The organism is Reichenbachiella sp. (assembly GCF_039941815.1).
In the GTDB taxonomy this organism is placed as follows: Bacteria; Bacteroidota; Bacteroidia; order Cytophagales; family Cyclobacteriaceae; genus Reichenbachiella.
On sequence record NZ_JBDVDW010000026.1, the window covers coordinates 236,059 to 249,543 of the forward strand.

Here is a 13,485-nt window from a genome sequence, read left to right on the forward strand (position 1 = left end):
AAAAACTGGCTACACTTTTTTGCAAACTACCACCTTGAAGCTTTGATCCATTAGAGTGGTTGCAAAAAGATAAATATCACCTCCCTCCTGAATTCCTGTTTTCTTACGAATCTCCTTTACAGACATTGGATAGTTTCTCACTGTGATGTTAGCCTGATTATTGGACAAAAACTTCTTTAATTTCTTCTTGTTCAATACGGTGATCGCTAAGATCTCAAAGGCTCTTCCGGGAAAATTTTCCACCTGTGTCTTGGAAGTATATAGGTGTGAATTTCTGTGTAGCTTTTGAAGGTCAAATGCATTCGCTACCGCGTTGAACCCCCCAGCCTTCATTATCGCGGCATTCGGTTCGTATAGATAATTCAGCGGCTCGCTAAATATTGGTAGTTTTTCTTCCTGCTCAGGGGTAAACACAAACCGATCCATTCCCTGCGGAGTGATGTTCACTGCTGTTCGTACTGCCGTTTGGCTGGATTTCGGTTCTATTTTGAAAAGCAACTCCTTGCATTCGTTCCTGACGGCAACTACATGAACTTCGCTGACCTGAGGTAGTACATCGAGCGACTGATGTATGTCAAGAAGCGGTGACATTTTGATAAGTATAGTGGATCGTCGTTTGGCTATCACTGGAAGTATTGCACTGAGATCCGGCGTGCAGTCTTCTATTTGAAATACCTTCTGATTTGAGTCGTCTCTTCTGGCCGGATCCAGGTAATATAAATCGGAAGGAGATTTTTCCTGATTCAGATATTCTTCTGCCACGTCATTGATCACCGTAATATTCTTAACTTTTAACTTTTGAAAATTGTAAGCAGCCAGTGCGGTAAGATCATTTGATTGCTCTACATAGTTGGCCTGTTCGAAAGACTTTGAAAGGTAATAAAGATCGATTCCGAATCCGCCAGTGAGGTCTGTCACAGATTGTCCACTAACTAATGAGGCTTTGTACCTGGCCGTAGGTTCTGACGAGCATTGCTCCATTGAGACACCTACCGGGAATATTATGTCTTCTTTGGCGTGCCACTCCGGCAATTTTATTTGAGCTTTTTTTCTGGATTGAATTTGACCCACTATGTCTTGCAAGGGTAGATTAGGATGTTTTGCCTTTTGAAGCATCAGAGCAGCTGGATCATCGTCTAAATGATCCAGAAGAAAGCGCCGTGCTTCCGGCTGACTGAGATTATCTATGAGAGCTTTGGACATAAAAAAACTGGCTCAAATGTAGAACATTCAAACCAGCCTTTTATTTGTGCGAATAGGTTTTCGCACTAATAACTAAAATAGGTTTCTTATTAGAATACCAGATTCTTCTCGGTCACATACTGTGCAATCTGTATGGCATTAGTAGCTGCTCCTTTTCTTAAATTGTCTGCCACGATCCATAAGTTCAATGCGTTTTCCTTGGTCTCGTCTTTCCTGATTCTGCCAACAAAGACTTCATCCTTTTTATGTGCAGTCAATGGCATTGGATAGATATTGTTGGCCACATCATCTTGTAGAATAAGTCCAGGTACTTCGGCTAGAATTTCTTTTACCTCCTCTAGATCGTACGGATTGTCAAACTCAATATTGACGGACTCGGAATGACCCCCCATAGTTGGGATTCTCACACATGTCGCAGATACTTTTACATTTTCATCACCAAGAATTTTTACAGTCTCGTTGGTCATTTTCATTTCTTCCTTTGTGTATCCGTTCTCCTGAAATACATCAATATGGGGTAGCACGTTCATATCGATTTTATGCGGATAAACCATATCGGGAGTCTCTCCATTACGCTCAGCCATCATCTGATCTACAGCCCCTTTCCCAGAACCCGTTACAGACTGATAGGTAGAAACTATAACTCTATTGATTCCATATTTTTTGTGCAATGGTCCTAATACGAGCACCATTTGAATTGTAGAACAATTGGGGTTGGCAATGATTCTATCATCAATCATGATGACTGATCCGTTGATTTCTGGAACTATCAACTTCTTGGACGGGTCCATTCTCCATGCAGAAGAATTGTCAATCACAATAGTACCCGCTTCAGCAAATTTTGGGGCCCACTCAAGAGAAGTACTACCTCCTGCTGAGAATATAGCAATATCGGGTCGCGCAGCCACCGCATCGTCCAGTCCGATTACTGTATGCGGCTTTCCCTTGTATTCTATGACCTTGCCAACAGATCGCTGAGAAGCGACCAATAAGAGCTCATCATATTCAAAATTTCTTTCCTTTATTACTTCCAGGATTTCCGATCCTACGAGGCCTGTGGCTCCTACTACTGCTAATTTCACTTTGTGTACTTTTTATTTAGAATTCAAAATTACAATAAATCCATTGAGAATTGTAAGGGGAAAACGTTGATTTCTTCGAAAATCGTTAATCAAATACGGGTTTTGTTAATAAATTAACTAATTAGAATAAGCTCTATCGATTTCTAACACATTCTTTCAGCAGTCGCTATCAATTCAATATACGTATGGAGCAAAGTCGTCCTAATCTAAATTATTCTCTAAGCATATTCACTGGATTTTCCAGTGCGGCCTTTACAGAATACCAGCCTATCGCCAACAGTCCTATTACCAATATGGTGGCTACGGAGAGCAACATCAGCCCGAAGCCAATCTCAATTCTATATGCAAAGTTGCTAAGCCATTCGTTGCCTAAATAGTATGCTATTGGCAATCCAATAACTATTGCCAATCCTATCACTGAGAGCTGTTTGACGGTGAAATATTTGAGAATCCATATTTCTGAGGCACCTAATGTTTTGCGTATAGCTACTTCTTTTCTTTTGAGTTCTGTCAGATAAGCTGAAAGACCATACATACCGAAACCTGCCAAGAACATGGCAAGCAAGGTGAAAATCGAGAATAGTTCCTGCGTATGTTTTTCGCTCTCATAGAGAGACTCCAGATTGTTGCCAAGAAACGAATACTCTATCGGTTTGGCAGGTATAAATTCAGCCCACTGAGATTCAATTTCTTGTATGGCCTGCTGATTTTTACTTTCTTTTATTTTGAAAACAAGCATATTGGGAGATCTCATGCCTGTAGAAATCACTAAAGGTCGGATTTCTTCATGGAGTGAATGGATATGAAAATCCTCAACTACACCGATGACTTTAAGTCGTCTTGTACCTGAAGTATTGTTGATAAAAGAGTTGGCGGCTTCATTTATAGTCAACCCAAGTTGATTTGCAGCCTCCCTATTGATCAGTGCATATCTTGTGGTATCAATAAAATCTCCTGGCCGGTAATTGCGCCCAGCCAACAATTCCAGACCGAATATCTCTGCGCTGTGTTCGTCTCCAGCAAAAAAGAACGACACATTAACGGGATTTCCATCGCTCTGTGGAGTCGTATAGGTAGTCGCTCCATTGACAAATCCTGGCACCGATGACATACCAGATCCTTGTAAGATGTTTGGAGATTCAACAAGTTTATCACGGTAGGTAGCTAGTTGATTTCTGAGTTCCCCTGCATTGTTGATGATCAGCAGGTTTTCTTTGTCATATCCCAGGTCTACAGTCTGCAAATACTGGTTTTGTTCGTATACCACCATTGTAGATACAATGACCACCAAGGACACTCCAAATTGAAGTCCTACCAGGATATTTCTAATCCAGCGTTCTTGAGCTGACTCGCCTCCCGATTTAGAATTAGTAGCTATTATTTTAGTGGGGTATACATTAGAGAGTTTTAGTGCAGGGTACACGCCCGAAATAATCCCAAGTAGGACTGAAAAAGTGCCAAAAAGCAATAAAAAATACGGCTCCAATAGTGCCCCATAGGTCCATTTGATGGCGGTGAGCTCACTAAAAGACGGAAGCAGTTGAATTGCCAATAGCGTAGCAAGTAATGCTGAAACAGTAGTAAGTACTACAGACTCTCCCAGGAGTTGCCAAATGAGCTGTACCCTGGAAGCTCCCATAATTTTTTTCAATCCTAATTCTCTCATCCGTTTACCTGCCTTTGCTGTAGAGAGGTTTACATAGTTGATACTTGAAATAATCAGAATAAAGATGCCAACAGCCAAAAACAGTTGCACATTACTTTTCTTGCCATTGGGCATAAATTCCCATCGGAGATTTGAGGTCAGATGAATGTCAGCCAGCGGTTGCAGAAAATAATCATAACTGTTGCCGTCGTCTAACCATTTTTGGAAATCCATCCCTGTGGTATTAGCAGCCATTTGTTCTAACAAAAATTGTCGGGCCTTACTATCGAAGGAGTCAACAACCGTCTTGTCGTCTAGCTTGATATAAGTATAATAGAAAAATGCTGTGCCCCATACATTTCGATATCTGGACTCAAACGAGTCTTCCATTGGAGCAATCAAATCACCCATGAAATGTGAATTCTGAGGCATGTCCTTGATGACTGCACTCACCTGATAGTTGAGGCTATCTCGGATGATCAATTGCTTTCCAACTGCGTGTGCAGTTTTAAAATATTTGAGTGCAAGTGATTCGGTCAGCACCACCTGCCTAGGTTGAGACAATGCCGTATTCGGATCTCCTTCAATAAATTCAAAATCAAAGATTTTGAAAAAATTGGGATCTGCATAAAGCCCATGCTTCTCGCTAAATAGTTCATTATTGACTTTGACCATAAAATCCGCATCTGTTAGCCTTGTGACTTCTTGGATTTCTGGGAAATTGGATTTCAATGCTCCGGAGATTGGTGCTGGTATAGATGCCCACCCTACTTCATTGTTTGGATATACTCTATTCAATGCTACTCGATAGACTCGCTCTGATTCGCTAAAATGCTTATCATAAGTCACCTCATTCTGAAGATAGAGATAGATGAAAATTGTTGAAGTAGTGCCCAGCACTAAACCAATAAGATTTATGCTATAGTACAGCTTGTTTCGACGTGCATTGCGAAGGAAGAATTTTATCATGGCTACAATTTTAGTAAGTTCTCCCTAAACCAAATTACTAAATTTGTAGAACAAAACCCATTTATCATTTACAATGACAGACATTTTAGATTTTTTTTCAAATCTAGAGAGCCCTCAGCGGGAGCTCATGGAGGTACTTCATCAAAGGATTTTGGTAGATGAAAGGATCACTTGTAAATTGAGATTCAAAATCCCTTTTTACTTTCAAAAAAGCTGGATTTGCTACCTCAATCCTCTAAAGAATAATGGCGTGGAACTCTGCTTTTTGCGTGCCAATGAACTGTCAAACGAGCAGAACCTATTGGACTTCAAAGATCGTAAGCAGGTGGCTGGCATCAGCTATTATTCCATGGATCAAATTGATAAGCAAGCCTTAGATCAAATCCTGCATGAAGCTATCATTCTTGATGAATCGGTGAAGTACGCTGCCAAAAGAAAAAAATAACACAACATTAATGTCTACCCTCTCATACATCTCGATGAACTCCTGATTTATCCTTATTTTAGTAAGCGAAAACCAACTTCAATGAGATATTTTATTACCCTTCTTGGTCTGTTCTTTTTACAATTTTCTCAAGCTCAGGTTAATGATAACTTTGCAGATGGTGATTTTACAAGCAATCCGGTCTGGAGCGGTGAGACCGCAGATTTCGATGCCAGCGGTTTTGATTTGCATCTAGATGCGGCCGCAGCTGGCGAATCATATTTAGCCACAGCTCAAACTGAATTAGGAGAAACTACATGGGAATTTTTAGCAGATTTTGATTTTAATCTCACAGTTTCCAACCACGCTTTTTTTTATCTTGTATCAGATCAGGCCGACCTATCAGGCTCACTCAATGGCTACTACGTCTCTCTCGGCAGCACCAATGACGACATTAGCCTTTATAGGCAAACCGGAACCACAAAAACGAAAATAGTAGATGGCACCAACGATGTACTTGCTGGTGATCCCGTACAAGTGCGAATAAGAGTGACTAGAGATGCATCAGCCAATTGGTCAGTTTATCATGATACCAGTGGCGGCAGTACTTTTTCACTGGAAGGGTCTGCAACAGATAACAATCACAGTGCAAGTGCCTATACCGGCGTGCGCTGTGTCTACACCAGTACACGCAAAGACAAAATTGGTTTTGATGACATCAGTGTGACTACAGCAGCGGCTGGGTTTGCGATTACATCGGTTGAAAAAGAAGGGGATGAGTCTATAAGGATCACCTTCAATCAGAATGTAGATGCTACCACTGCAGAAACCGTTTCTAACTACACGCTCAACTATGGTTTTGACAATCCCAATTCTGCTTCTCGAGATGTTTCAAATTTAGATGAGGTACTGCTTGTATTCGGAGATGATTTTGTAAACAACTCCTATACGCTCAATATTGATCAGGTGCAGAACGAGGCTCTGGACGAAACCATAGACGACATCGATCAGACACTTGATGTCGAGATACAGACGCCTTTTAGAAATATCGTTATCAATGAGATCATGGCGGATCCAAGTCCACAAGTTGGCTTGCCCAACGCAGAGTTCATAGAATTATACAACGCTACTGATCAAGCCATCAACATTGGAGATTTTATGATTGATGCCAGGACACTTGATGATTATACCCTGGAAGCCCATGACTATGTCACACTCACTACCACAGCTAATGCTGGCGATTTCACAGGGAATGTAATCGGTCTGTCAGGGCTATCCTTGTCTAATGCTGGTGAAGACCTGGAGCTCACTGATAATCTAGGAAATCTAGTAGATAGCGTATCGTATACTTCTACCTGGTATCAAGATAGTGATAAAGATGACGGAGGTTATACCCTCGAACAAATCAACCCTGAGCTAGCTTGTAGCTATGAAAGCAATTGGATCGCATCAAACAACACCGATGGTGGTACTCCCGGCACTGAAAATAGTGTGTATGATAATAGCCTAGACCAGACTGGTCCGAATCTGATTGATTTTATCGCAACCGATGCAAATACCTTTCTGCTGACCTTCGATGAGCCCATGGATGAAACCTCTCTGAATACTTCCACCTACATTTTCGACAATGGGGTTAGCGAAAATGGAGTCTCGCCTGTTAGCCCAGGTTTTCTTCAGGTAGCAGTAGATGTTACTCCTGATTTGACCAGTGGCACCACGTATACACTCTCCGTATCAGGAGCTACTGACTGCGCTGGCAATGCTATTCTAATCAACAGCTTGTCCTTTGACTATGACACCAATCCTCCTTCGCTCGACCGGATAGTTGTTAGAAATGAAAGTCAGATAGTACTATTTTTTAATGAAGAGCTAAATGAAACGCTTGCGGAAGATGAGTCCAATTATACTTCCGATCATTCTGCCTCTAATCCAGAATCGGCTGAATTGAATGAAACAGATGCCAGTCAAATCACTCTCTCCTTCGAAGATGAATTTGAATTGGATGTAGAACACACGCTGACCATCACAAGCCTACAAGACATACAGGGCAATGCACTCAGTTCAGACTTAACATCAAATTTCACCTTTTCTCAAGATGTAGATACGGTTAGGGTTTTAGGTATAAACCTGCTCGACGTATATTTCAATCAGAAATTAGATCAGTCAAGCGCAGAGACCGTAACCAACTATCTGGTGGACGATGAGGTAGGCCATCCAGTCTCGGCATCCCTTGATAATAGCAACAGTAAACTGGTTCATTTAGCATTTTCTAATAATTTTGATGACAATCAGGATTTGACATTATCCATCTCAGACCTTGAGAATAAGTCTTTGGATTATATCAGCACGCCAGATATGATATTTGTCTACGACACCTCACCTCCCAAACTAGATACAGTCATAGTGATCTCTTCTTCTGAGCTGGAGGTGGTATTTTTAGAAAAAGTAGACGAACAATCAGCAGAGTCTAAAGAAAACTACGAATACGAAGATATATTTCCAATACAAGCCACCCTGGCTACAGACGAACTGACAGTCACGCTCGATTTTGGTCAAGATTTTAATCAAGAGACCGTTTTTGAATTATCAATAGATGAGGTAAAAGATCTATATGGCAACGGCATAAAGACGAAATTAAAACAGGAGTTTGTATATGATATATTTGAACCACAACTGGATAGCATAATAGTTCGATCAGCCAATGAGTTGATTCTTTGGTTTAATGAAAACCTGGATCAAACTACTGCTCAATCCACTGACAATTATACTATCGGGTCAGGTGTAGGTCAGCCATCTACAGCAACAATCGATTTAGAATACCCACACATCGTTTATCTCGATTTACCCTCCGTCCTACCCGAGTCAAAAGCCATTGAAATGAGCTTGTCAAATTTATCCGACCAAAGGGGCAATACATTAGCTACCACCATTAATACGACATTTGACTATGACGTATTCTATATCTCCAGAATACAGGTAGTAAATCGCAATACGTTGAGCATTGAATTCAACAAAACACCAGATCCAAATACCAAGGAGGTTTTGTCAAATTATAGCACAAATGGTAAAGAGGCCTCGGAAATCACTTTTGCCACGACAAGAATCGCGAGTGTATCGTTTGAAGACAATTTCTTAGACAATAGTAGCGACACCTTGTCTGTTAGCGGCGTAGCGGATACCAAATTTTCGGATTTACACGTCAATATCTATCCATTTAAGGTGATAAGCCACATTAGCTCTGCTTCGCTTTTAGGGGATCGATCTGTTGCACTTGAGTTTGATCAGGCGCTTGACTTTGATCAAACCCTCAATCTGGCAGACTTTGATTCGTCCCCATCCCTAGGTGAATGCATAGCAGCTATAATAGACGAAGACGACAACAATATTCTACGATTGACTTTCGAAGAGCCGCTAGTGGCGGATCAGCCCTATCAAATCTCTTGGGCGAACTTGGAGAACATTTATGGTAACGATATTATCAATTTTTTCATCACCGTTGTTGATGATCAAACCCCTCCTTCTATTACAGAATATTTAGCCGTGGGAACAAATGCAATGTGGCTAAAATTCTCGGAGGCACTAAATGAGGTATCTGCAGAATTCTTGACTAATTATCAAATTACACCTGATTTTGGCTACCCAATAGATGCAACATATGAAGAGGAGGACTCTACTGTGTTGTTGGAGTTTTCATCGGAATTTATGGAATCCATTACCTATACGCTGTCAACAGACAATATTGAGGACCTATCAGATAATGCCCTATTTGGGTATTCTGCTGAGTTCAGCTATGAGGCTCAAGAAACACCAGACTTTGGAGAGCTGATTATTTCTGAAATCATGGCTGACCCTACCCCGGAAGTAGGGCTGCCTGATGTTGAATACCTCGAAATCTATAATACATCCTCCAATACCATTTCCCTGAGTGGAGTGAGCATTGTGGATGAAGGTGGAAGCACGACGATTGTGTCAGGCGAAATAGAAGCTGGTAATTATCTCATTCTGACAAGTACTTCAGGAATCAATTCATTTACGATAAGCAATGTAATCACTGTATCAAGTTTTCCTTCGTTAAATAACTCTGGAGAGACCCTCTCCCTATTTGTGGGAGAGAAACAGATTTTTACTACTTCTTACCGTACGGCATGGTACAAGAATAGCGAAAAGGAAGATGGAGGATGGTCATTGGAAATGATAGATTTGAATAATCCATGTGGTGAACTGAACAACTGGACGGCATCAGTAGATGAATCTGGCGGGACTCCCGGTTTTTCTAATTCGACCGCTGTATCTAACCCTGATAACTTTGGCCCTCAGGTAATAGGTGCCCTTGCCATAGACGAAGACTCGTTGGTCATAATAATGGACGAAAAGATACACCCTGAGCAATTTACCAATGCCTCTGTTTCCATTTCACCTCATGTGGCAATAGCCTCAGTTGCCCTAGCCTCTCCAGAAAATATGAATCTTGAAATTGATCTACAAGAAAACCTTGAAACGGGAGAATTGTACGAAATAGCAGTTTCCAATATTACAGACTGCAAATCGAATACTATTCAAACCGATCGAAATACTGCTACTTTCAGACTGCCCGAACTGGCCGCTGTTGAAGACATCATTGTCAATGAGGTACTCTTCAATCCAAATGTAGGAGGAGTGGACTTTGTTGAAATCTATAACAATTCCGAAAAGGCGATCAATTTGAAAAATTGGACCTTAAGTGCAGAGAAGAACAATCCTAAATCAATTACCACAGAAAATTTCGTACTCAACCCAGCCGAGTATCTTGTTTTGACTCCAGACCCTGAAATCTTGGCTATCGAGTACCCGAAAGGAGAGCCTACTGCATACTTGTCCATGAGCAGCTTTCCGACCCTTTCAGACACCGAAGATTCGGTAATCCTTCGGGATGAGTTTAATTCGATTATCGACCAGATGTACTATGAAGATGACTACCATTTTAATCTACTGGATGACGATGATGGTGTCTCTCTGGAAAGGGTCTCTTTTGATACGGAGAGTTTTAATTCTGACAGTTGGAAATCCGCAGCGAGTACCGAAGGGTTTGCTACACCAGGCCTACAAAATTCTCAATATCGAACTCTCAACGAATCACGTGCCACGATTTCCATAGACCCTAAAGTTTTTGTTCCTGACAATACTGGGTCTAATGATTATACAACAATCAGCTATCAGCTTGACCAGACAGGTAACTTTGCCAATGTTAATATCTATTCCACCTCGGGAGACTTGGTTAAAACACTAGCAGAAGGTGAGTTGTTATCAATTAATGGGTTTTTTACCTGGGATGGTATCAACAACCAAGGAGGCAGAGCATCAGTAGGCTACTACGTTGTGTTTTTTGAAATCTTCGATGGACAAGGAAACAAGTCGATTCAAAAGGAAACAGTCGTACTGGGCGCAAGATTTTAGGATTTTAGCCGTACTAAGTTTCATTTTTAGGAGATTCTCCTAGACGATTTAAGTCTTTACTCTATTACACATCCAATAAGTTTATGGCACTTTTGCTATTCACAAGATCAGTTAAAGACTCACCAGCTATGAGTATTTCGCAATCACTAGTATCAATGGGAATTAGGTTACTTTTCAGCAATGAAGAGCAGATTTGGTATGCCGTTATAGGAGAGCGAAAAAAATATCTTGGCGATGAGCAGGAATGTCAGAAGTTTCTAATGAGACTTAAGGCCTAAAAGCCGACAGGACTGTTTGTTTAGAAAGAGCACGGGATGAAAATCTCGTGCTTTTTATTTTTACTACTCTTGCCTTTGCTTGTCGAGATGCTCATAGTACTTGTTGATAGCCTCGGGTAAGATTTTGATCAGTGTGTACTCAGAGCAGTCTGCCACATACTGAACCGTTAGCCCTGAATATCGGATAAAATCTCTGTAGTAGTATTCATCAAAATATTCATTAATATGATCAAATGCATTATCCAAATTTGCTTTAGCTTTATTATAAACCAAATCTTCAGCTTGCTTTTGTTTTAGATACAAATAGTTTTTTTTCTCCTCTTTGTACTTTTTGCTAAATGTTCTATACAGTGCTGTCATTGGGCTACCGATGGCTCCAAGTCCAAGTTTATAATTTTTTTGAGGAGGTTTATTTGAGTATTTCACTCCCGGTATTTGAAAAGTCTTTGGTTTGGGTTTTTTGAGGATGGTTTCTGCTTGAAAATCAGAAGCGATCTCGACACTCTCCAAAATTATGGTGCTTCGATGCATAGCTAGAATCACCTTTTGCACCTCCTCCACATTTGTAACCACCATCGACAATGAATCATAGCCGACCAAGGTGAAATGTAGTGTATCCAAATGATTAACCTCAAACTGAAACCGCCCTTCCGTGGTAGTGGTGGTTCCTAGATGCCTTTCCAAATAGACGTGAACATTGGCAAGCTCCTCCAGGCTTCTTCCATCAAGTATTTGCCCATGAATAGTAATCTTTTGAGCAATGGCTGTCGAACTGCCAAAGCATAGTGCCAGGGTTATTGTGAAAACAGATATTTTAACAAAAAAAACGGGCATCTTCAAAATCAGACTCAAGATTCTCATTATGAAACTAATGCGCCTGCTGTCTTTGAAGATGCCCGTGAAGCTAAATTTTGCGGACAAAATATTATTTACTTGGTTTTCTGCCTGAGCCCTTTGGTTTTGAAATGGATTCTCTCATATCGGTATCAGCTTTGATATTGTCCATTTTATAATAATCCATGATTCCCAAATTACCATCGATAAAAGCTTGTGCCATGGCTTTAGGTATTTCGGCTTCTGCCACGATTACCTTTGCTTTAGCTTCCTGTGCCTTAGCTTTCATTTCTTGCTCTACCGCAACAGCCATAGCTCTTCTTTCTTCTGCCTTAGCTTCAGCAACTTTCAAGTCTGCTGCTGCCTGATCAATTTGTAGATCAGCTCCGATATTTTTTCCAACATCAACATCCGCGATGTCAATTGACAATATTTCGAAAGCCGTACCTGCATCTAATCCTCTTGTAAGTACTAATTTCGATATCTTGTCAGGGTTTTCGAGTACTTCTTTGTGCGTGACAGCCGATCCAATTGAAGTCACAATACCTTCTCCCACTCTAGCCAAAATAGTATCTTCTCCAGCACCACCTACGAGTTGAGCCAGGTTTGCTCTTACGGTAACTCTAGCCACTGCTATGAGCTGAATACCATCAGAGGCTACAGCAGCCACTCTTGGAGTCGTAATCACTTTAGGATTTACTGAAATTTGAACTGCTTCAAATACATCTCTTCCAGCTAAGTCAATGGCAGCTGCTTGATTAAATTCTAAAGCAATGTTTGCTTTATCAGCAGAAATCAATGCTTTAATAACATTGGGCACATTACCTCCTGCCAAATAATGTGTTTCAAGCTCTCCAGAAGTCACCTTTAGCCCGGCTTTGGTTGCCGTAATCAAAGAATTGACGATCAAACTTGGAGGCACCTTTCGGATTCTCATAAAAACGAGTTCGAACAAACCAACCTTAACGTCAGAAAACTGTGCTGTAATCCAAAGACCAACAGGGACAAAGTAGAGAAAAGTAAAAACTGCAATTATACCCAGCATTGCATAAATCGCGTATATCATCATATTCATTAATCTTTAATTGGTTCTACAAAAATTTTATTTCGCTCCAACTTGACAATTTTAATAGCCTGGTTTTCTTCGATAAAATGCCCAAGCGATGTCACTTCAAATTCTTTATTGTCAAATTCGGCTTTTCCTACTGGCTTCAAGGAAGACACTGTCATTCCCTTCATGCTAACGGTCAAACCAGAAGTCAGGTCTTTATTTACTATTGCATCTATCGATCCTTTGAGTGCAAATTTCTTCCATGCACCTGATTTAAAACTAAGTACAACGGCAATGCCCATTGAGATCAGCGTAGCTGTGAGCACTATGTGGCCAACACTTGTCCCATATAACTCATAGCTCCTATACACTCCAAAAGCACCTATTGCAAATCCTAGAATTCCCACAAAAGTGGTCCCTGGGACAAAAATAATCTCTGCGATAATTAGTCCAATGCCAGATATTATAAGAAACGCTATAAGAAAATAATCAAGCAAATCAGTTGGTTCAAAATTGAAGTTTAAATATACAAAATAGGCATGGTAATATTCCATGCCTATGTTTTA

General features: G+C 40.7%; 8 protein-coding genes. 2 read left to right on the forward strand and 6 right to left on the reverse strand.

The genetic code is table 11. The features are described from left to right. Nucleotides 1-9: 9 nt before the first annotated feature. From ABJF11_RS05695 to ABJF11_RS05705, 3 genes are all read right to left on the reverse strand, one after another. Nucleotides 10-1,203 carry a class I SAM-dependent methyltransferase gene (locus ABJF11_RS05695; RefSeq protein ID WP_348118687.1) on the reverse strand — a complete coding sequence of 398 codons (1,194 nt, stop codon included), beginning with the start codon at nucleotides 1,201-1,203 and terminating at the stop codon, nucleotides 10-12. 89 nt (nucleotides 1,204-1,292) lie between these two features. Continuing rightward, complete coding sequence (locus tag ABJF11_RS05700; protein WP_348118688.1) at nucleotides 1,293-2,285, reverse strand: aspartate-semialdehyde dehydrogenase; 993 nt, start codon at nucleotides 2,283-2,285, stop codon at nucleotides 1,293-1,295. 211 nt (nucleotides 2,286-2,496) lie between these two features. Next, nucleotides 2,497-4,899 (reverse strand): ABC transporter permease, encoded by a 2,403-nt coding sequence (locus ABJF11_RS05705; protein WP_348118690.1) that lies wholly within the window; start codon nucleotides 4,897-4,899, stop codon nucleotides 2,497-2,499. 73 nt (nucleotides 4,900-4,972) lie between these two features. Between ABJF11_RS05705 and ABJF11_RS05710 the strand changes: the two genes are divergently transcribed. Both ABJF11_RS05710 and ABJF11_RS05715 read left to right on the forward strand, forming a co-directional pair. Next, nucleotides 4,973-5,344, forward strand: a complete 372-nt coding sequence (locus ABJF11_RS05710; protein WP_348118692.1) for a DUF1801 domain-containing protein — start codon at nucleotides 4,973-4,975, stop codon at nucleotides 5,342-5,344. An 81-nt stretch (nucleotides 5,345-5,425) separates the two neighbouring features. Beyond that, nucleotides 5,426-10,756 carry a lamin tail domain-containing protein gene (locus ABJF11_RS05715; protein WP_348118694.1) on the forward strand — a complete coding sequence of 1,777 codons (5,331 nt, stop codon included), beginning with the start codon at nucleotides 5,426-5,428 and terminating at the stop codon, nucleotides 10,754-10,756. Nucleotides 10,757-11,097: 341 nt separating this feature from the next. Here ABJF11_RS05715 and ABJF11_RS05720 read toward each other — a convergent pair whose 3' ends face one another. The 3 genes from ABJF11_RS05720 to ABJF11_RS05730 all read right to left on the reverse strand — a co-directional run bounded on the left by ABJF11_RS05720 (nucleotide 11,098) and on the right by ABJF11_RS05730 (nucleotide 13,473). Continuing rightward, nucleotides 11,098-11,895 carry a carboxypeptidase-like regulatory domain-containing protein gene (locus ABJF11_RS05720; RefSeq protein WP_348118696.1) on the reverse strand — a complete coding sequence of 266 codons (798 nt, stop codon included), beginning with the start codon at nucleotides 11,893-11,895 and terminating at the stop codon, nucleotides 11,098-11,100. 64 nt (nucleotides 11,896-11,959) lie between these two features. Then, complete coding sequence (gene floA, locus ABJF11_RS05725; RefSeq protein ID WP_348118697.1) at nucleotides 11,960-12,937, reverse strand: flotillin-like protein FloA; 978 nt, start codon at nucleotides 12,935-12,937, stop codon at nucleotides 11,960-11,962. 5 nt (nucleotides 12,938-12,942) lie between these two features. Next, nucleotides 12,943-13,473, reverse strand: coding sequence for an NfeD family protein (locus tag ABJF11_RS05730; RefSeq protein WP_348118698.1), 531 nt, complete (start codon nucleotides 13,471-13,473; stop codon nucleotides 12,943-12,945). Nucleotides 13,474-13,485 lie beyond the last annotated feature (12 nt).

Coding starts and splice junctions, on each gene's coding strand:
- ABJF11_RS05695 (WP_348118687.1), bottom strand. CDS start 1,203: ATGTCCAAAGCTCTCATAGATAATCTCAGTCAGCCGGAAGCACGGCGC.
- ABJF11_RS05705 (WP_348118690.1), bottom strand. CDS start 4,899: ATGATAAAATTCTTCCTTCGCAATGCACGTCGAAACAAGCTGTACTAT.
- ABJF11_RS05710 (WP_348118692.1), top strand. CDS start 4,973: ATGACAGACATTTTAGATTTTTTTTCAAATCTAGAGAGCCCTCAGCGG.
- ABJF11_RS05715 (WP_348118694.1), top strand. CDS start 5,426: ATGAGATATTTTATTACCCTTCTTGGTCTGTTCTTTTTACAATTTTCT.
- ABJF11_RS05720 (WP_348118696.1), bottom strand. CDS start 11,895: ATGAGAATCTTGAGTCTGATTTTGAAGATGCCCGTTTTTTTTGTTAAA.
- floA (WP_348118697.1), bottom strand. CDS start 12,937: ATGATGATATACGCGATTTATGCAATGCTGGGTATAATTGCAGTTTTT.
- ABJF11_RS05730 (WP_348118698.1), bottom strand. CDS start 13,473: ATGGAATATTACCATGCCTATTTTGTATATTTAAACTTCAATTTTGAA.